Source organism: Pseudoalteromonas sp. EB27, assembly GCF_001974875.1.
Classification (GTDB): Bacteria; Pseudomonadota; Gammaproteobacteria; order Enterobacterales; family Alteromonadaceae; genus Pseudoalteromonas.
In genome coordinates, this window is record NZ_MTQD01000009.1 from 120,530 (window position 1) to 140,261 (window position 19,732).

Annotated in this window: 16 protein-coding genes; 5 read left to right on the plus strand and 11 right to left on the minus strand. The window is 38.8% G+C overall.

Annotated features, from left to right (window positions below):
• Positions 1 to 163: 163 nt before the first annotated feature.
• From BW142_RS11635 to BW142_RS11645, 3 genes are all read right to left on the minus strand, one after another.
• Positions 164 to 364 (minus strand): ribosome alternative rescue factor ArfA, encoded by a 201-nt coding sequence (locus BW142_RS11635; protein WP_024591136.1) that lies wholly within the window; start codon positions 362 to 364, stop codon positions 164 to 166.
• Positions 365 to 567: 203 nt separating this feature from the next.
• Positions 568 to 3,108: a TonB-dependent receptor gene (locus BW142_RS11640; RefSeq protein WP_076924934.1), complete on the minus strand. Its 2,541-nt coding sequence runs from the start codon at positions 3,106 to 3,108 to the stop codon at positions 568 to 570.
• Positions 3,109 to 3,361: 253 nt separating this feature from the next.
• Positions 3,362 to 4,315: a HAMP domain-containing sensor histidine kinase gene (locus BW142_RS11645; RefSeq protein ID WP_024599415.1), complete on the minus strand. Its 954-nt coding sequence runs from the start codon at positions 4,313 to 4,315 to the stop codon at positions 3,362 to 3,364.
• A gap of 199 nt (positions 4,316 to 4,514) precedes the next feature.
• Here BW142_RS11645 and BW142_RS11650 point away from each other — a divergent pair, with 199 nt between their 5' ends.
• Together BW142_RS11650 and hemH are read left to right on the plus strand one after the other, a co-directional pair.
• On the plus strand, positions 4,515 to 5,843 hold the full coding sequence (locus BW142_RS11650) for an HD domain-containing phosphohydrolase (protein ID WP_076924935.1): 1,329 nt from the start codon (positions 4,515 to 4,517) through the stop codon (positions 5,841 to 5,843).
• Between the two features lie 74 nt (positions 5,844 to 5,917).
• Positions 5,918 to 6,937: a ferrochelatase gene (hemH, locus tag BW142_RS11655; protein WP_076924936.1), complete on the plus strand. Its 1,020-nt coding sequence runs from the start codon at positions 5,918 to 5,920 to the stop codon at positions 6,935 to 6,937.
• Positions 6,938 to 7,352: 415 nt separating this feature from the next.
• Here hemH and BW142_RS11660 read toward each other — a convergent pair whose 3' ends face one another.
• The 8 genes from BW142_RS11660 to BW142_RS11700 form a co-directional block, all read right to left on the minus strand.
• A complete protein-coding gene (locus BW142_RS11660) occupies positions 7,353 to 7,673 on the minus strand; it encodes a hypothetical protein (protein ID WP_076924937.1) in 321 nt (106 codons plus the stop codon).
• A 9-nt stretch (positions 7,674 to 7,682) separates the two neighbouring features.
• Positions 7,683 to 8,426 carry a nuclear transport factor 2 family protein gene (locus BW142_RS11665; protein WP_024599411.1) on the minus strand — a complete coding sequence of 248 codons (744 nt, stop codon included), beginning with the start codon at positions 8,424 to 8,426 and terminating at the stop codon, positions 7,683 to 7,685.
• 251 nt (positions 8,427 to 8,677) lie between these two features.
• Positions 8,678 to 9,421, minus strand: a complete 744-nt coding sequence (locus BW142_RS11670) for a ferredoxin--NADP reductase (RefSeq protein WP_024599410.1) — start codon at positions 9,419 to 9,421, stop codon at positions 8,678 to 8,680.
• A 200-nt stretch (positions 9,422 to 9,621) separates the two neighbouring features.
• Entirely contained in the window at positions 9,622 to 10,083 is a 462-nt protein-coding gene (locus tag BW142_RS11675; protein ID WP_076924938.1) for a transposase, read from the minus strand.
• 390 nt (positions 10,084 to 10,473) lie between these two features.
• Entirely contained in the window at positions 10,474 to 11,457 is a 984-nt protein-coding gene (locus BW142_RS11680) for an IS110 family transposase (RefSeq protein ID WP_076924939.1), read from the minus strand.
• Positions 11,458 to 12,315: 858 nt separating this feature from the next.
• On the minus strand, positions 12,316 to 13,914 hold the full coding sequence (locus BW142_RS11690) for an ABC-F family ATPase (protein WP_076915768.1): 1,599 nt from the start codon (positions 13,912 to 13,914) through the stop codon (positions 12,316 to 12,318).
• A 293-nt stretch (positions 13,915 to 14,207) separates the two neighbouring features.
• On the minus strand, positions 14,208 to 14,948 hold the full coding sequence (locus BW142_RS11695) for a transporter substrate-binding domain-containing protein (RefSeq protein ID WP_076924941.1): 741 nt from the start codon (positions 14,946 to 14,948) through the stop codon (positions 14,208 to 14,210).
• A 13-nt stretch (positions 14,949 to 14,961) separates the two neighbouring features.
• Entirely contained in the window at positions 14,962 to 15,702 is a 741-nt protein-coding gene (locus BW142_RS11700; RefSeq protein WP_076924942.1) for an ABC transporter substrate-binding protein, read from the minus strand.
• A 334-nt stretch (positions 15,703 to 16,036) separates the two neighbouring features.
• Here BW142_RS11700 and BW142_RS11705 point away from each other — a divergent pair, with 334 nt between their 5' ends.
• The 3 genes from BW142_RS11705 (at position 16,037) to BW142_RS11715 (ending at position 19,732) form a co-directional block, all read left to right on the plus strand.
• Positions 16,037 to 16,633 carry a class I SAM-dependent methyltransferase gene (locus BW142_RS11705; protein ID WP_076924943.1) on the plus strand — a complete coding sequence of 199 codons (597 nt, stop codon included), beginning with the start codon at positions 16,037 to 16,039 and terminating at the stop codon, positions 16,631 to 16,633.
• Positions 16,630 to 17,724 (plus strand): HNH endonuclease, encoded by a 1,095-nt coding sequence (locus tag BW142_RS11710; protein ID WP_076924944.1) that lies wholly within the window; start codon positions 16,630 to 16,632, stop codon positions 17,722 to 17,724. Before BW142_RS11705 ends, BW142_RS11710 begins: the two co-directional genes overlap by 4 nt.
• 514 nt (positions 17,725 to 18,238) lie before the next feature.
• Positions 18,239 to 19,732, plus strand: coding sequence for an ATP-binding protein (locus BW142_RS11715; protein ID WP_076924945.1), 1,494 nt, complete (start codon positions 18,239 to 18,241; stop codon positions 19,730 to 19,732).

Consider the following 19,732-nt stretch of genomic DNA (forward strand, 5'->3'; position numbering starts at 1 on the left):
TTTAATAGCGAGGTATAAAACCTCACCTACATCGTGCAAACACCAAACCCGTAGGTGCGAATTTATTTCGCGCTCATGTAACGTGGCTTTAATGCTTTAAAAGTAAAAGCGAGGTATAAAACCTCGCTTACTATATTCAAAAGCCCTATTTGATCGGTGCTATTTAAGCCGCGATTAAATAGGACTCTTGTCCTGAATGTTTGTTGCTGCGTTTAAACGAACCTTTGCCTTTTTTAGCTTTAACCACTTGTGGTTTAAATAATTTAGAGGTTACCAACGCTGCTAGTGCATTGTGGTTTATAACGCCTCGTCCTGTATCTACCGCGCTGTTGCTTGCGGTTTTTGCTTTAGATTTTTTAGTCATATATTTCCTATCAACTAATTGATTATTTAAAAAAATTATAAAGAGGCTTTTATATTAGCCTATTTAATAGATGGCGATTGTAGGCTTAATTTTCAACCGCGCAAGTATTTTTAACATTCTTTTGGTCGTATTTTAATAATAAAAACGCATAAAAAAAGCGCAGTTAATAACCGCGCTTAATGTGGTTTAATTTGCTTTAAAAATTAAAAGCTAAAGCTTACTTTTGCATAGTACGTTCTGCCGTCAAAGCCGTATGGCAATGCGCGTACAGGATATTTAAATGCACCATTGGTGATAAAGTTAAGTACTTCGTCGTCACCTAGCTCGTCTGGCGTTTCGTCAAACACGTTATCGGCACCCACCGAAAGCGCAAACATGTCGTTAATTTGGTAACTAACATTTAAATCAACTAACACAGCAGATTCAACCGTACTTGTTGGTTTAAACGAACCGGTAGGCGAAAGCTCACCTGGTAATGAAATATGGTCGTTACCAAAGTATTTTACGTCTGTTTCGCCAAAGTAGTTAAAGCGAATAGTTGATGTGTATGCATCGCGCTCGTAATCAAAGGTAAGCGTTGCACGCTCACTTGGTTGTCCGTCTGTAAAAAAGCTACGTTGTAGGTCGTCAAATGCAACTGCTTCAGGAATACCGTCTTCTGCATTTACGCCGTCAATTTTAGTATCGTTTAGGTTGCCCGCAAAGGTTACACCAAAATTACCGCCTTCAACGTCTGTACGGTACGATGCAATAATATCAACGCCCTGCGTAGTAGAATCAACCGAGTTTGAAAAGTAGTTAGCTTGTACTGCACCCGTTGCTTGTAGCGCTGCAACTGCTTCACTGCTAAACGATACATCGTCAGCGCTAAGTAAGCTGCCAAGTGTAATACGGTCTTCAATTTCTACGCGGTAAAAATCAACCGTTAACGAAAGCTCGCTTGTTACATCGTAAACAAAACCAGCACTGTAGTTTGTTGATGTTTCAAGCTCTAGGCTATCTACACCTAACGCACTTGGAAAAGCTGTACCTGTGTTTGCCGTAAACGACTGCGTTAGTGTACCGTCTGAGCCTAAGTTAGTTGTAAAGGCTGTATAACCACTTTGTTGAAGCGATGGCGCTCTAAAACCAGTAGATACCGCACCACGTACTGCAAAGTCATCTGAAAATTCATAGCGTGTTGCTAATTTACCAATTAAATCGTCGCCAGCATCTGAGAAATCTTCATAACGTAGCGCACCACTTACGTTCCATGCGTCTGTGACCATAGTTTCTACATCTACATAAACTGCGTAGCTGTTGCGATCGCTGTCGTTAGTTGCCTCTGGGCGCAGGCCGTTATAAGCCTGAAAACCACACTCAGCAAATTGATTCGGGTCGTTTACTGATGGGTAAGAGGTATCTGTATTTGCTAACCCACACGCGTATGATGCTTCATCGCCTGCAACTATTTCGTAGTTTTCTTTACGGTACTCGGCGCCCACAGTTACATATAAAGGCTCACTGCGGCCAATATCTACAATACCGTTTACATCAAGGTTAACGGTTGTTTGATCAAACCTAAAACCACCTGAGTAACCGCCACTAGGGCCCGAGTTTGCAGCAATGTCGGCATCACTTGCACTAGGGTTATTAAATAAATACTCAGCCGCGTAAGAAGCGTTAATTGTATTACGTGATGTAAAATCGTATTGGTTTTCGCCATAAACAGCCGATACATCGTAATTCCAATCTGGGTTAATATCGCCTTTAAAACCAACCGCTATAGAAATATCTTGTGCTTCGTTATATATGCGCGGTAAAAAACCATCGCTGTATACTTGTGTTACGTTTTTAGAGGCTTCGTTAAAGTTACGGTAAAAGCCATTACCTAGGGCCGTACGCTCTGAGTAGCCACCAAACGAGTAAAGCTCGCCGTCGCCCATTGGTAAGGCCATATTATAAAATAATGACGTAAACTCACTTTCTGAATTACCTTGGCTCCAGCGTACATCTTCACTTAGCGTGCCAGGCTCAACATCAAGCGAACCACCCGTATCTCGCTCTGCGCGGTTAGTGCCATCAGCATCTCGGTATTCAAGTGATAAATTAATAAAGCCGCCTTCGCTGCCTATATCAAAACCACGATTTAAACCTGCTGAAATTGTATCGCCGTCACCTTCGCTAGTGCCACCATATTGCACAAAGCCAGTAGTAATACCTGTTGAGTTATTAAGTGATAAGTTAATTACGCCTGCAATAGCGTCAGAGCCATACTGAGCCGCTGCGCCATCGCGTAATACTTCAACGCCTTTAAGTGCGGTTAGTGGAATAGCATTCATATCGGTACCCGCAGCGCCTGCGCCTACTGTACCGTTAAGGCCAAAAATTGATTGGTTATGACGACGTTTACCATTTACTAATACAAGGGTTTGATCTGGCTGTAAGCCGCGAAGTGTTGCGGGTCTAAATAGGTCAGAACCGTCAGATACTTGTGTACGCGAAAAGTTAAATGAAGGCGCTGTCGCTTGCAGGCTTTGGCCTAATTCGGTAAAACCACCTTTAGTTAAATCATCAGCGTCAATTAAATCAATAGGAGAAGAAGACTCAGTAGAGGTACGGTTAGATACACGCGATCCTAATACAGAAATTTGCTCAATGTTTTTAGCAGCTTGCACGGGTGCTTCTTCTGCGTTAACAATGCTTGGTGCGCTAAACGCGAAAGCAACGGCTACAGCAAGTGTGTTTAAACGGTATGTTGGCATAGTGACGACCCTGTTTTTTTGTGTTCTTATAATATGTGTGTGGTTATGATACTCACAACCTGTTGCAAACATCCTAGCAACATATGCAAACAAAAAGAAATGAAAAAAACTAAATTATTGGTCTAAGTATGCAAATAAATTTCAAGATGAGAAAAAACCACATCAAATAGATTAAAATACACGCTAAAAGAGCATTAAACTTCAAAAGCTAGTCGGTTAACTTTTTATTTGCAATGTGGTTTTGCTCGTTTATTTATACTTTTAGAGGTAATAGGCAGCGGATGGTCGTACCTGTCCCTAATGTGCTGTTAACTTCTATTTTTCCACCATGATCGTTCACCATAGCGTATACAAGTGTCATACCCATACCGGTACCTTTTCCAACTTCTTTTGTCGTGTAAAAAGGGTCAAACATATGTGCTATTGTGTCTTCACTCATTCCACAGCCATTATCTTTTACCTCAATACATATATTTGTGCCTTGTTCAAAAATACTCACCTCAATAATGCAGCCTTTTTCTAAATCAAGCTCGCATGCTTGCCAAGCGTTCATTAATAAATTTACAAAAATCTGATTAATAGATGATAAATTGCACCAAATAAGTGGTAGTGGTTCAAAGCGTGTTTTTATTTCGCATAACTTAAGTTTGTTACTCAATAATCTTAAAGCGTTATTAGCGCCAGTCGTTATATCGGTGAGTTGTTTATCTTGCGAAGAGGTGGGGTGAGCAAAGTTTAATAAGTCATGCACAATTTGTTTTATTCGTTTGAGTCCTTCAACGCTGTCGTTAACTTGCCCCTGTAAATTGTTATAAAGCCACGCATACGGATACTGTAAATTGAGTATGTCGATTTCGTGTTTAAAACGGCTCTCTTTAATTTCGTTATTTAAGTATTGCTCGTTAAGTTTTAGCAGCGTGATGAGCAAAGGGGTAGAGTTTTGTAAGCTTTCTATATTACTCATTGCATAGGCAAGCGGGGTATTTATTTCGTGCGCTACGCCTGCACAAAGCGTTCCTAAGGTCGCCATTTTTTCGGTTTGCACAAACAGCATTTGTTGATGTTCTAAATCGGCTACTTTTTTTTGTAATTCATTATTTATGGCAACTAAAACGGTGCTTTTATCTTTAAGTAATTGTTCTGCGGCCAAGCGCAGCTTTTGTTCGTTTAAAAAAGCACGTTCAAAATTACCATCTGATCCATTCATTCCTTTCATCCATATAGATAACTTTATACTTAATGTTTAGTTGGTTACACGCAAATTTGCAACTTTAGTGTTAGCAACTATCTACTTATGGGTAATAACTACATTACTTAGATTCAGCTATAAATAAAGGCAGGACAAACTCACCATAGAATATTTTTTTAAGCTATTATTTAGCCAGAAGTAATTTAAAGGCGGCGCAATGACTCAAGCAACACCAAACACACCGATGAATCAGGTTGATGTACTTTGCATTGATGATGATGAAATAGTACTACGCACGTTAACCCGTTTACTTGAAGTAAATGGCCTGTCGGTTATTGTTTGCGATAATCCGCAAAACGCATTAACACTTTTTAAAAATCATGAGTTTGGTTTAATTATTAGCGACATGCGTATGCCAGTAATGAACGGTGCCGAGTTTTTAGAAAAAGCGCGCGCGCTGGCACCCGACACCCAACGTATTTTGTTAACCGGTTACGCCGATATACAAACAACCCTAGCGGCTGTTAACCAAGGTCAAATAAATGGCTATATTCAAAAGCCTTGGCAAAACGACTTATTACTTCGAAGCATTAAAGATAGCCTTGAAAAGTTTGCGCTAAAAAAACAAAATCAAAAGTTAGAAGCACAAGTTAAGGCGCAAAACCAAGAACTGCTAGAGCTAAACAACACGTTAGAGCAGCGAGTAGATAAACGTACTTTACAAATAAAACAAGTTTTAAAAAAGCTTGAAGACGCCAACGAGCGTGAAAAACAAGAGCACAAATCAACTGTAGAGTTACTATATAATTTTATTAACGCAAACCCCTACCTAGACGGCAACAAAGCACAAAACATTGCAAATACCTGCACACAAATAGCGCTTTATTTAAACCTGTCGCAAAAAAGCATTGATCTTGCCCCAATGGCTGGCTATTTAGCGCAAATAGGTTTGCTTGCTATGGACCCTGAGCTTTATAAAAAACCGCTAAACAGGTTAAATGAGCAACAACGTAAGACCTTTTATACTCACCCAAGTACTGCACAATTAATGCTAATGCCAGCAATACATTTACACGATTTATCAGATGCTATTTATTATCAGTTTGAACGTTTTAACGGTAATGGAATGCCCAAAGGTCTTGCCGGAAACGACATACCAATAGGAGCTATGGTATTGGGGTTAGCGCGCGATTACTGGGATGCATTTGAGCAGAGCAATGCAAGCGATGAAAAGCAGCGCCACGATGACGCACTTGAAAGTGTAAAGCTTTACAGTGGTTCGTTTTATCACCCCAAAATTGTACGTGCGCTTGAAGCAAGCCATGCAAAACTACACGAACAAAAAAGTTCAGCAGGATCAGTGCTAATTTGTAATGCCCATGAACTAAAAGATCAAATGACACTTGGCCATGCTCTGCACAGCCATGCAGGTATAATGTTGCTGCCAAAAGGCCACGTATTTAGCCGCAAATCGATAGAAAAACTCCAACAGTTAGAATCTAAAAAGCCAACCCCGTTTAGAATAATGGTTAAAACTGCTAAATGATTGATCTAAACGGCAGTTTTTTTCGTTACAATGTGCATAAAATACATAATTGAATTTGCTTGAAGGAGCTCTCTGTGTCGCGATTTTCTGCGGTTACTGACAATCCCCATGATGGGCGTTTTAACCAAAAAACGGGAATACTGCTTACTAACTTAGGTAGCCCCGATGCACCAACAGCGGCTGCGCTTCGTACATATTTACGTGAGTTTTTATCAGATCCACGCATTGTAGAAATACCACGCCTAGTATGGATGATAATATTACATGGCATTATTTTGCGTGTGCGCCCTAAGCGTTCGGCTAAATTATACGAAAGTATATGGACCGAAAATGGTTCACCGCTTACTCACATCACTCGCCAACAAAGCGTAAAGCTAAATGCCTTATTAAAAGAGCAAGGGTATACAAATACTGAAGTGGTAATGGCTATGCGTTATGGCAATCCTTCAATAGAGGCAGGCCTTGAAGAACTACGAGATAAAGGCTTAACGCGTATTATTATACTGCCAATGTATCCGCAATATTCTAGCCCAACTACAGGCTCAACCTTTGATGCCGTATCGAGCGTACTGCGTAAATGGCGCTGGGTGCCAGAGCTGCATTTTGTTAATGGTTATCATAAAAACACCCGTTACATTGAATCCCTTGCTAATAGTATTAGTGAGGATTTAGAAGCGAATGGTATGCCACAAAAAATTGTTTTTTCGTATCACGGTATGCCTAAATTGTTTTTAGAGCGCGGCGACCCGTACCACTGCTTATGTTTACAAACCACACGCTTAGTTGTCGAAAAACTAGGCCTTGATAAAGACAAAGTAATTAGCACTTTTCAAAGTCGATTTGGTAAAGCTGAGTGGTTAAAGCCCTACACCGACGCAACTCTTGCAGCATTACCTGATGAAGGTATTACCGATGTAGCTATTATCAGTCCTGCTTTTAGCGCCGACTGCCTAGAAACACTTGAAGAGCTAGAAGGCGAAAACCGTGAAATATTCGAAAACGCAGGCGGCGAAAAATACCGTTACATAGCGGCACTAAACGACAGAGACGACCATATAGAAGCTGTGTTTGATGTTATAAAACCTATGTTGTAACCCAAGCTTACTAAAGCTAAATATATATTTCGCATTAAGCGGTGTTAAAATTAACACCGCTTTTTGTTTTTAGGGCTTTTAAAATATTTAGTTAATTAATTCACAAAGAGGTTAAGAGGCGCTGCGCTTTTAGAGTAGTGATAAAACATAAAAATACTGTTTTTTGTTTTCGGCTTTTCTCATTTACTCCTCTTTTACTTCTCATTGTGCAAATAAAAGCTTTTAAAGGGCTAATTATCCACAAAGAGGTTAAGAGGCGCTGCGCTTTTAGAGTAAGTGATACATATTGGCCGATATGGTTTTTCTCAGTTATTACTGATTACCTTATCTTTGTGAAAGACATTACTTATACTTTTAATAATAATTAAAGTGTACTTTTGAGGGGAGACAATACCTAAGCAACAGCAATTCAATGCTATCGTTTAAAATATAAATCAATCGCTTTGGTGAGAAGCTCGTCGAGCTGTTCTTCAAATTCTTCAATATTAATATCAAAGTGTTTTAAATAAGCCCGAGCCTGAGCAAGTGATAAATTACGGCTGTTAACGCTGTATTGTCGCTCGTCTATGGTTTTATCGTAACGAGGTAAAAATACAAATTGGCCATAAAATGGTGACTTAATATGCTTATTTGCAAAACGACAAAAATCTTCAACATGCTCAGCCCCCTTAGGGCCGAGGCAACCGGGCTCAATGCGATACATTAAGCGGATTTTTTTGTCGTCATTTATTTGCATTAATAGCCTTTATCTAAAAAACAGTACGCGTACTATTTTCCCATCTTTAATTTGGTAGCTCGAAATAAGTTCTGAGCGTTTATCAATCACGTTTTCGTCAGTTGAACAGGTTTCTGATAGTTCGTGATCAATCACTATATCACCGTGCACTATGCGCTTAATGGGTGATGAGTGAATACACTTTAACTTTTTAAACATTAGTCCATAACGTTCTATTAGTTTTTCTTTACCTTTAAATAATAGCTCATTAGGGAAAATATAAAACTCAACATCTTCGGCATATACACGAAGAAACTCTTCAATGTTGCGTGCGTTATAGGCTTTAACTAACTGCTCTACTACCGCAAGTGATTCGCGCGATTGCTTAGCTTTGGTTTGCTGCTTAACTGTTAGCGCTTCTTTTGCTTGCGTAACTGCTTTTTCAGCTTCGGCTACAGCCACTGCTTTTTCTATTTTATTTTTAGGCTTTTCAGTGGGTTTAATCTGCTCGTTACCCAATACTTTTGAATCGTCTGGTTTAGTCGCATCAATTGTTGGCTTTTTAAGCTCAGGTGCTTTGTATTCAAGCGTATTTACTTTCTCGTCAGCTTTAGCCTGAGTTGTTGATTGCTCATCTTCAACTTTCGGTTTTTCAACGTTTGCTTGAGCTTCAACTTGCTGCTCTTTTTGCTCTGGCTCGCTTTGTTCTGCGGCGTAAGTAATAAGCGCAACGGTAGTAATTAACGAGGCAAAAATAATAGATAACGGTTTCATAACTTTCCTAAAATGAACACTAAATACGTGTAATACCAATTGCATTAAATAAGTAACCTATTATAGCGTTAAGAAAATAGCACTATAACAAGGCGAAAATTATGACATATAGTTGTTCTATATGAATAATTTTTAACGCAGTTAGTGAGTTATTTAATGCGATAGAATGATCATATTTTTGATGAAATTGGTATAAGGGTGCAACATAGCAAATTTTAACGTTATCGGGTAGTTAATACCACCACTGTAGCTTACCAGTACTGCTCTACTGTAATGTTACCGGGTGCTTTGCGGCGGTTACGCGTAAAGTTTTTATCGATAAGTAGCGCGGTTGTGTCTTTTACCATTTGTGGGTTTCCGCAAATCATAAATTGCGCGTTACTAGGTTCTGGGTTTAATTTTACATGTTCAAACAAGCGGTTGCTCTCAATAGCGCTAGTAATTCGCCCACTTAAGCCTTGCAATGGCTCTTCTCTACTTACAACAGGAATATAGTTAAGTTGTGCTGGGTACACTCGTAATAGCTCGTTAATAAGTGCCTGATAGCTCAAATCGTTATTAAAACGTACGCCATGCACTAAGTTTATGCTTTTGTATTTTTTCCACACATCGGGCTGTTGTAATATTGATAAAAAAGGCCCTATGGCAGTCCCAGTACCTAACATCCAAAGCTGATCGCTTTGTGGTATTTCATCAAGGGTAAAAAAGCCAGTTGCGCGTTGCTCTATAAGTACGGTTTCGCCTGGCTGTAATTTAGCTAAACAGGGCGATAATAAACCATCAATAACGTTAATAAGGTAAAACTCGAGGTCGGGGTTTTCAGGGGCATTCACATATGAGTAAGCCCGAGCAATGCGTTTGTCGCCATCCATTATAGAAAGCTTTGTAAATTGCCCTGCTTTAAACGGTTCTACATTTGCATTAACGGTTAAGCTAAAGAGCGTTTCGCTCCACCATGTTACGCTTTTTACTGTTGCTTCAACCCAATTAGACATAGTTACCTCTTGGTTTAGCCATTAAAGTTTTAAATAACTCACCCCATAAACATTAGCATTAAGTGACAAAGACTTACAGGAGAATATGACTAGATTTAAAGCAGTGATGTATGCAGTATTTACCAATAAAATAATGTGAATAATTAGCTCTGCGATGCTGTATACGTTGAGCTTGCTCACGTCGGAAGTGAAGCTTCTAATTACATAGACTCATGATCAAAAAGATAAACACAATCCCAAAATGGATACTCCTCAGCTTTATTCACAAGCTCAGCGCGTAAAGGGTTAGCGATTATATAACGTGCTTGGTTAATTAAATCATCTTCTGCTCTAAGCTGGTGCTCAAAATAGTTTTGCTGCCAAATTTGCCCATTAGAACAATTAAACTTATTAATGTTCACCGTGGTAATACTTTTATATTGCCTTACAACGTCAGTAAGAGGTAAATCTTTCAATTGAAACAACCAATGGAGATGATCTGGCATTAGGGTATAGCAGATTGTATTCACCTTATTTTGCATATAAACCAAACCTCTTGTGGCAATACATGCATTTTCAAAGCTCTTAAATAACGGAGTTCTTTGTTTTGTGCATATTGTTACAGAGTAAAATTTATTTTTTGAAGAGTGACGTCCTGTTAATAGCTTTTTAGAGGAATACATAAAGATTTTAATTTTTTGGTTTTTATAAATATAGATAAAATGTGTTATACGACAAGTTAAATCAAACCACGGCGTTAAGTTTTGTGGTAGGCGTAGAGCTTGCTCACGCGAGAAGCGCAGCTTCTAATTACTCAACCACCTATAGTAAAAGCGTTGCTTTTAAACGCCAGCAAGCTGCACGTCTACAAGTTAAATCAAACCACAGTGTCAAGTTTTGTGGTAGGCGTAGAGCTTGCTCACGCGAGAAGCGCAGCTTCTAATTGCTCAATCACCTATTGTAAAAGCGTTGCTTTTAAACGCCAGCAAGCAGCGCGTCTACAAGTTAAATCAAACCACAGTGTCAAGTTTTGTGGTAGATACCATCTCTCATTTTAAGCTTCAAGGTCGTATTTAACTTTCTTGAAGCTTAAACGCTTCTTGGTTTTTTATTACACCAAAACATATATGAATTAGCTTTCGCATATTTGCACACACAGCTTGCATCGGTGTTTTACCATTATTTATTAACGTTAACTTGTGTCTCTTTATTGTTTTATTCCATTGCCCAGCAACAATCGCCGCCATATAAAGTTTGCATCGAATTCTGGCTGGCCCAAGTTTACTGATTGACGTTCGCCCTTTTAATTTACCCGATTCATTATGCCGTGGAATTAATCCGCAATAAGCTGCCGCTTCTTTGGCTTTATTAAATTTTTTAGCCGCAAACAAATACGTCAGCTCTCTCGATAATACGGGTCCAATGCCAGGGATAGACTCAAGTAGTTTTCTGTTTCTTTTTAAATCAGGTTCATTATCTATGTGGTTATCAATGTCAGATTTAAGCTGTTTAATTTCATCGTCTAAAAACGCGATAGTCACTTTTATCGATTGGCAAACACGTGCTGAAACGCTACTGAATTCACTTGCTTCTAATCGGTTAGCTTCTCGTTGTCGGTTACTCTCAAGCGCATCTAAACGACGAATAAGGGCTTTAAGCTCTCTAATTGCTAACGCTTCAGGTTGCCAATAATTAACGACTGCGTGCTTGGCACAGCCATAATGAGCAAGCATCGTTGCATCAGATTTGTCTGTTTTGTGAATTATGTTTAAAGCGTCTGCATACTTTTTAGCTTTACCTGGATTCGCTAAAATAATTTTAAAGCCTTGCTCGTGTAAAAAATACATCAGTGCTTCATGATAAACACCCGTTGGTTCGAGAGTGATAACGAGCTCATTAGCAGCGCTTTTTGTTGTATTTAAAAGCCATTTTTCTATTGCTAAAAAGTCTTGATGCTTGTTTTTAAAGACTTTTGTTTTAATCTTGTTTGTAAGCTGGTCTCTCAACCACGATAAATCAATTTTCTCTTTACTAATATCAATGCCGATAAACATCATCTCTACTTACTCCCCTTGTACATACAGCATCTACTTAAATAAAATCGTGCTTGGATACCATTCAGTTTGTGAGAATAGAAAGTCAGGGCTTTATCTACGGCGCAGTATTAAATACTAGGCGTAAAGGCAAGCTCACTGACTTCGATGTGATAAATGATAGCTAATCATTTATCAATGAGAGATACAAGGCGTAGAGCTTGCTCACGCGAGAAGCGCAGCTTCTAATTACTTTGTATATATAGGAGTAATTGTATGTGTGGTTTGAATTTTGTAAAAGCGTTGCTTTTAAACGCCAGCAAGCTGCACGTCTACAAGTTAAATCAAACCACAGTGTCAAGTTTTGTGGTAGGCGCAGAGCTTGCTCACGCGAGAAGCGTAGCTTCTAATTACTTTGTATATATAGGAGTCAATTTATGTGTGGTTTAATAATTTTTGTAAAAGCGTTGCTTTTAAACGCCAGCAAGCTGCACGTCTACAAGTTAAATCAAACCACAGTGTCAAGTTTTGTGGTAGGCGTTGAGCTTGCTCACGCGAGAAGCGTAGCTTCTAATTGCTCAATCACCTATTGTAAAAGCGTTGCTTTTAAACGCCAGCAAGCAGCGCGTCTACAGGTGTTTTAACCCAAGTTTAAGAGTATGCCTTGTAGACGTTGAGCTTGCTCACGTAAGAAGCGAAGCTTCTCATTGTATTTATTATTTTATTCCCTAAGTGCTTCTCTAAAAGCGTAGCGTCTCTTAACCTCTTAGTGAATTATTTATTTAAGCCATTATTAATTAATTTTATAGTTAAACTCAAATTTTACACATAAAAAAACGGCGCTAAATTTAGCACCGTTTTTATAAGCAATTAGAAAAAAGTTTACGCTTTTTTCTCTTCACAACTTGCTAGGTATTCGTCAAACGTACCTTGGAAATCGATTACTTTTTTATCTTTAATATCAATGATACGCGTAGCTAATGACGATACAAACTCACGGTCATGGCTTACAAAAATAAGCGTACCTTCAAAGTCTTTAAGCGCATTGTTAAGCGCTTCAATAGCTTCCATATCCATGTGGTTAGTTGGTTCGTCCATAACAAGAACATTAACGTCTTGCATCATTAACTTACCGAATAACAGGCGGTTTTTTTCACCACCAGAACAGTTACGCGCTTTTTTGTTTGAATCGTCTGCTGTAAACAACAAACGGCCTAACATGCCACGAACCATTAAATCGTTATGCTTAGCTGTACGCCATTGCGACATCCAATCAAACAACGTTAAATCGTTATCAAAATCTTTTGTGCTGTCTTGCGGGCAGTAACCAAAGGTCGCATTTTCAGACCATTTAATTTCGCCTTCATTACTTTTAAGCTCGTCTACTAAACAGCGTAAAAATGTTGTTTTACCCACACCATTTTCGCCAATTACAGCAAGCTTAGCGCCAGCTTCTAGTAGTAAGTCGCCACCAGTAAATAACGTTTCGCCATCAAAACCATGGCCAAGCTTATTAACTTCAAGCGCTTGACGATACATTTTTTTACCTTCGTCAAACGAAAGTGATGGGCTCATACGGCTTGAAGATTTAACTTCATCAAGCTTAATTTTATCCATTTTTTTAGCGCGCGAACTTGCTTGTTTAGCTTTAGAAGCGTTAGCACCAAAACGGTTAACAAAGTCTTGTAGCTCGTCAATTTCAGCGCTCTTTTTAGCGTTTTCAGCTAAAAGTTGCTCGCGTTGTAAGCCCGCAGCTTCTAAAAACTTCTCGTAGTTACCAGGGTAAATACGTAATTCGCCGTAATCAATATCGGCCATATGCGTACATACCGAGTTTAAAAAGTGACGGTCATGCGAAATAATAATCATCGTACATTTACGTTTGTTAAGCTCGTTAGCAAGCCACGTAATTGTATGAATGTCCAAGTTATTGGTAGGCTCATCAAGTAGTAAAATGTCAGGATTTGCAAATAACGCTTGTGCTAAAAGCACGCGTAGTTTCCAACCTGGAGCAACGTTTGCCATTAACCCGTAATGAAATTCTTTATCGATACCCGCTTCAAGCAAAATCTCTTCAGCGCGGCTTTCTGCCGTGTAACCGTCCATTTCAGCAAATACGCTTTCAAGATCGGCTACTTTCATGCCGTCGTCTTCGCTCATTTCTGGTAACGAGTAAATACGTTCGCGCTCTTGCTTTACTTTCCAAAGCTCCACGTCGCCCATAATTACCGCGTCTACAACGCTGTATTGCTCAAAAGCAAACTGGTCTTGGCTTAGGTTACCTACTTTTAACCCTGGAGTAATAGATACATTACCCGCACTTGGAACAAGCGCACCGCTTAAAATTTTCATGAAAGTCGACTTGCCGCAGCCGTTAGCGCCAATTAAACCGTAACGGTTACCGTTACCAAATTTAGCTGAAATGTTTTCAAACAACGGCTCTGCGCCAAACTGCATCGTAATATTTGCGGTGGAGATCAAAAAGGGTAATCCTAGATTAGTACTGACAGGAGTACGCTGCAGCAAAACGCCACAAACAAGAACCAGACAATAGGGTAAATTAGCTGGCGAATTATACAGATCAGCCACAACGAATGAAAGATAAAAGGTAGCTAATTTATAACCAAGCGAAAATAACGGCAATTCTCAATTTTAAGTCACTATTTTTAGCATAAGTGGTGTTAGGTTTACCTATAACAGGAATATAAATAACCACTACCGCCAATAACATTAAATAAGTGTTGCAGCCAAATAGCCAAGTTACTCCCCAAGCTTTAATGCACAGGCTGATAAATTAATTTTATAGCGGTCGCATTTTTGATAATTAGTTGATTAACCGTCGCTACGTCATCAAGAGTTAGCGACTCTTTACTTAGCATAAAATGTACGTTGTTAACGTTAATCGGTGTAATAGACTTTACCTGCGTAATTGAGGGGTGTTTTTTTACAAAGTACTGCGCAACAGCAGAGTCTTCAATAACATAGTCAATTCGTTTTTTATCTAACATGCTAAATCGATTATTTGCTTGAGCAGTAAGCACCACCTGTGTTGGATACTTAGTTTTTAACTGTTCAAGCTCGTTACCAAAAAAGCTCCCTCGGTTAATACCCGCTGTAAACTTTTTACTAAAAAGCTCAGCTAAGCTTGTTACATCAGGCGAATCTTTATGTTTATAAAGCCGCATAACCTCGTCGCGGTAAGGCAGACTAAAATGCGCATATTGAGCGCGTTGTTCTGTATAACTTGCCGCGTAGGTTATATCTACTCGGCCATTTTTAAGCTCAGCTTGAACACGTGAAAAACTCGGAAAATAAGTCCATTTAATACAAAATTTTGAATCTTTAAAAATAGCGTCTGCAGCATCCACTTCTGCGCCTAAAAATGTATCACCTTGTTTAACAAGATAAGGCGGCCAATTGGTTTCGTTAGTGCCCATCACCAATGTTTTTGTACATGCTAAGGCATTAAATTGAGTAAATAACAGTGTAGTAAACGCTAAAAATAAAGTTTTCATTACACTCCTTAAATTAGTGTTCAAACAACACTTTAAGTGCTGTTTTATTTTTGTTTATATATTCATTAATTACCGCAAGCTCAGTAACCGACACCGTATTTTTGCTAAACATTAAGTAAATGTCGTCCTTGTTTACATACTCAATACTGGTTACTAATTTTATGTTAGTGCTTTTTTCACCAAAGTGAGCACCTACTAATTCGTCTTCAATAGCAAAATCAATACGTTGTTTATTAAGCATTTCAAAGCGCTTACTAGTTGCACTAGTGTATTCAATTTGTTTTTTATATTTAGTTTTATATTGCTCAAACTCTTCGCCGTAGTAGCTCCCAAAGTTAGCGCCCACGGTAAGGCCTTGTTTAAAAATATCTTCGAGGTTTTTAACGTTATGCTGATTGTTTGTATTTTCGTACAAACGCATAACTTCAGTTCGGTAGGTATCACTAAAGTGCACATATTTAGCGCGTTTATCGGTATAACTTGCAGCCCATCCTAAATCAATACGGCCGTATTTAAGTTCAATAAAAGCCCGCTTAGAATTTGGCAGTAACTTAACTTCAAAACAAAAAGGGGAGTCAGCAAATATAATGTTGAGCGCATCAACCTCCGAGCCTTGCAGCTTACCATTAATACCCATTACATAAGGCGGCCAAAAAGCATCGTGCGATGCCACGCTAAAGGTTCTCTCACAAGCAAATACATTAAACGGAGCCGTAAACAGCAAACATAAAAATACGGTAATTAATTTATTCATTGCGCCTCATAGTTATTATTTTTGCTTATTATTACAACAGTATAAACCAGCTTTTGTATTTTAGCGGCGCGGGATTGTTTAAAGATGTAAAAACCATCCGTAATTATGAGAATGCCTAGTATGTAGGTGTTTATAGAAGGGTGGTTGTATTTTATATTTTATACAGCGTGTGTCACTCAGCATCAGTGCTTAATAACAACGGCGTATTAATTTAAAAATTTCTACTTATTAAGCCTATATTTAATGCGCTTGTTCCTGTAGATTAAACAAATAATGAATGCAGTATTAACAGTGTCTTAGCTGTTAAACGATTAGCCAAGGAGCGGTGAGTCTCGTGTCAAACACCACACTTACTTATTATAACCAAAATGCCAAAGCTTTTAGCGATTCAACACTTAACGTTGATATGGCGGCGCTTTATGCTGAGTTTTTACCGCACGTTGCACAGCATGGGAGTATTTTGGACGCCGGTTGTGGCAGCGCTCGTGATGCCGCATTTTTTAAAGCACAGGGTTTTACTGTAAGTGCGTTTGATGCAAGCCCAGAGCTGGCAGAGTTGGCAAGCAGTTACTTACAACAACCTGTAGCGGTTAAAACATTCCAAGAGCTAAATTGTGTAAATCAGTACGATGGTATTTGGTGCTGCGCTAGTTTATTGCACGTTCCGAAGGCTGAGTTACCGCAGGTGTTTTTAAATCTACAACTTGCGCTTAAACCGAATGGCGTTTTGTATGTATCGTTTAAATATGGCGATACAGAGCGTGTGCATAATGGTCGTGAATTTACAGATTTAAACGAAAATGCTTTAACGCATTTACTTAGCCATACGCAGCTAAAAGCCATTAAACAATGGCAAAGCGTTGACAGGCGGCCAGAGCGCGAAAGCGAAGTGTGGCTAAATGCGCTTATTAAAGTAGTGCACGTTTTATGATTGGAGCAATGCAGCAACAGCTCGACTTTATTGCATATATTCAGCGCTTATTAGTTGAAGGTGATTTTAGCGCTACTTATAAGTTTGCGCTTTTACACGCTATTGCTGATGTATGTGTAGAGCAGCCACTATTATCAGAGCAAAGCGAATTAGTCATAGAGCTGCCAGCACTCGCTGATAAGCTAATTACTTTGTATTGGCATCATGCTATGCCGTTTTCGTCAGAGCATACAGGCGAAAGTGCCTTACTTAAGCAAAATACAGGCGCACAATCAAAAGTCATTAGCGTATTGTTTGAATGCCAACAAAACAACATACGTAACTTTCGCCAGTTGAAGCAAAGCCCATTTTACAAACCCACATTTAGCGCTGCTATGGCAACACTAAAAACAGGGCCGCTTTGGCGCTTACAAATTCTCGCTAAGCAAGAAGAATGCTTTTTATACCCGCATACAAACAGCACTCAATTTATTACTTTAAATGCAGGTATTGCTAGCTGCTTTAGGCGCTTTTACGACCTAGTTGTATATTTAGCTAAAAATGCTTGGCTGCAAAAAATTCAAAGTATAAAACACAACCAAGCACTTATTGGCCCGCAAAGCCAGCTGCAAGAATTTTTGTTTGGCGTAGACCGTAACGCACTCACTAAAGCAAAACCTGTTTTAGTAGAGCTGCAATCAAATACCTGCTTTTATTGCCAAAAGCCAATGAAAAACGATGTTGAGGTTGATCACTTTATACCGTTTTCCCGCTACGCAAACGACCTAGGCCACAACTTTGTAGCTGCGCACAGTGCATGCAATAACAACAAACGCGACTTTTTAGCGGCACAGCAACACCGTGAGCGTTGGCATAATCAAAACTTAGTTATTAATAGCCAAACTATTAGCAAGGAATTAAGCGCCTATTTTCATTGCGACGTCGATAAGTCACTTGCAGTCAGTAATTGGGCATATCAGGTTGCGCAGACTAACAGCGCAAAGTTATGGGTAAAAAAAGGTTATTTTGAAGAAGCGGCTAGTTTTAAATATCAGCAACCAAGTACAGGGCTGGATTTAGTAGCGGAAGAAAAGCCAAGGTATGACGTGTAATCGATAATTTGTAGTTTGTGCTGTAGGCGTTAGTTTATCTCGCGCTTTAACTTGTAGGCGCAGAGCTTGCTCGCGCGAAAAGCGAAGCTTTTAAACTTCGGTGTAATTAATGTGTAGGTGCGATTTTATATCGCGCTCATAAATTGGTGTTTTATCGTGAAGATTTAAAGGATTTTAAAAACCTCTATTCGAGGTTTTATCGCGTTGGCGATGGCAACCAAAGGGCGGCTGCCACCGACTGCCCTTTGGAATCCCACGGCGCACCCGAGGATCACACTTTATCTTCAACTTACGTTAATGATGTGAACGTAACCAGCGTAGATAGGCCATCCATGGCCAAGCTACGCTTTGTACAGCATCCATGCTGTAAATTACTCATCATTAAGTAAGTTTCAGGTGTGATCACGGGGAATTGGAGTGTGTTGGTAGATTGGTGTTTATAGTTTTACAAACATAAGTATTTAATAGCAAAGCTCAAACAGATTTGCTCTACTTAATTATAAAAGGATTTAAAATGCATTATGAGAACCTTTACCCATCACCATCTTCATTGATGGAGTCATTGCGTGATATAGGTTACTCAATGGAAACAGCTTTAGCTGATGTAATTGATAATAGTATCACTGCACAAGCAACAGCCATCCACATAGACTTTTCTTGGAATGATGCAGAACCTTGGTTGGCAATTTCTGATAATGGACACGGAATGAATTACCAAGAGTTGCTACTCGCAATGAAACTTGGCAGCCTAAGCCCACTAGAGTCGAGAAAAGATAATGATTTAGGTAGATTTGGACTGGGCCTCAAAACAGCTTCTTTTTCCCAGTGCAGAAAACTTACAGTAGTATCCAAAAAAGAAAATATCGTATCAGCTATGGAATGGGATCTCGACCAAATAACGGAAAACCCTGATACAGGTTGGAAAGTAAAAATTTTAGACTCAAATGATTTACATCAAGTTTTGGAGTTAAGGGAGCTACTCTTAACCCTTGATCAAAAACCTTCCGGCACAATTGTATTATGGAGGCAGCTAGATAGATTAGATTCATTTGATTCTCTTGCTATCAGGGAAAAAAAACTAAATTTAATAATCGATCATTCAAGAAAACATCTTGAATTAACATATCATCGTTTTCTCAATGCTGGGACAGGAAAAAAATCTGTACGAATTTTTTTAAATGGTGGCAATCTTGAAGGTATTGATCCGTTTAATGTTTCTCATAATGCTACATTAGAGCTTCCATCACAGTCTATTTATGTAGACTCCAAAGAAATTATAGTCCAACCATTCGTACTTCCTCATTATACGAAAGTTTCTCCTCAGGAGTATGAAAAATATTCTGGAGAAGGGGGGTACCTTCATAACCAAGGTTTTTATGTATATAGAAACAAAAGATTAATTATCAAAAGTACTTGGTTTAGATTAATGCCTAAAGAAGAGTTAACTAAGTTAATACGAGTAAGAGTAGATATACCGAATTCACTAGATCATATTTGGAAAATTGATGTTAAAAAATCGAATGCAAGCCCCCCTGAAGTAGTAAGAAAAGGATTAAAGCAAATCATCTCAGAGGTTGAATATTCAGGAAAACGGGTATTTAAGCAAAAAGGTCATCAACTTAAGTCAAAAATTTTAGAACCATTTTGGAATAGGAGTGTAGCTTCTGGGAAGGTGAGTTATGAAATAAGCAAAAGCCACCCTTTAATTGAATCTCTCAAAAATAAGCTGGGAGATGACTTACAAAAAGAGTTTATCAATATTTTAACGTCTGTAGAGTCTTCTTTTCCTTCAGACTTATATTTTAATGACTTTGCAAATTCACCTGAAAATGTTGTTAAACCAAGCGTGCCAGCAGAGGAATTGAAAAATATTATTCAAGTATTTTTGCTTATTTACAAAAATGAAGAATTATCCAAAGAAGAAGTTATCGAAAAGATTATTCAGATAGAACCAATGGCTTCACATGTTGATTTAAGCATTGAAATAATAGACGGAATGGAAATCTAA

What these genes read in the sequence shown, in the direction of transcription:
- BW142_RS11675 (WP_076924938.1), bottom strand. Translation starts at nt 10,083, where the DNA reads ATGTATTCCTCTAAAAAGCTATTAACAGGACGTCACTCTTCAAAAAAT.
- BW142_RS11650 (WP_076924935.1), top strand. Translation starts at nt 4,515, where the DNA reads ATGACTCAAGCAACACCAAACACACCGATGAATCAGGTTGATGTACTT.
- BW142_RS11700 (WP_076924942.1), bottom strand. Translation starts at nt 15,702, where the DNA reads ATGAATAAATTAATTACCGTATTTTTATGTTTGCTGTTTACGGCTCCG.
- BW142_RS11640 (WP_076924934.1), bottom strand. Translation starts at nt 3,108, where the DNA reads ATGCCAACATACCGTTTAAACACACTTGCTGTAGCCGTTGCTTTCGCG.
- BW142_RS11715 (WP_076924945.1), top strand. Translation starts at nt 18,239, where the DNA reads ATGCATTATGAGAACCTTTACCCATCACCATCTTCATTGATGGAGTCA.
- BW142_RS11710 (WP_076924944.1), top strand. Translation starts at nt 16,630, where the DNA reads ATGATTGGAGCAATGCAGCAACAGCTCGACTTTATTGCATATATTCAG.
- BW142_RS11670 (WP_024599410.1), bottom strand. Translation starts at nt 9,421, where the DNA reads ATGTCTAATTGGGTTGAAGCAACAGTAAAAAGCGTAACATGGTGGAGC.
- BW142_RS11680 (WP_076924939.1), bottom strand. Translation starts at nt 11,457, where the DNA reads ATGATGTTTATCGGCATTGATATTAGTAAAGAGAAAATTGATTTATCG.
- BW142_RS11645 (WP_024599415.1), bottom strand. Translation starts at nt 4,315, where the DNA reads ATGAATGGATCAGATGGTAATTTTGAACGTGCTTTTTTAAACGAACAA.
- BW142_RS11695 (WP_076924941.1), bottom strand. Translation starts at nt 14,948, where the DNA reads ATGAAAACTTTATTTTTAGCGTTTACTACACTGTTATTTACTCAATTT.
- BW142_RS11635 (WP_024591136.1), bottom strand. Translation starts at nt 364, where the DNA reads ATGACTAAAAAATCTAAAGCAAAAACCGCAAGCAACAGCGCGGTAGAT.
- BW142_RS11665 (WP_024599411.1), bottom strand. Translation starts at nt 8,426, where the DNA reads ATGAAACCGTTATCTATTATTTTTGCCTCGTTAATTACTACCGTTGCG.
- BW142_RS11660 (WP_076924937.1), bottom strand. Translation starts at nt 7,673, where the DNA reads ATGCAAATAAATGACGACAAAAAAATCCGCTTAATGTATCGCATTGAG.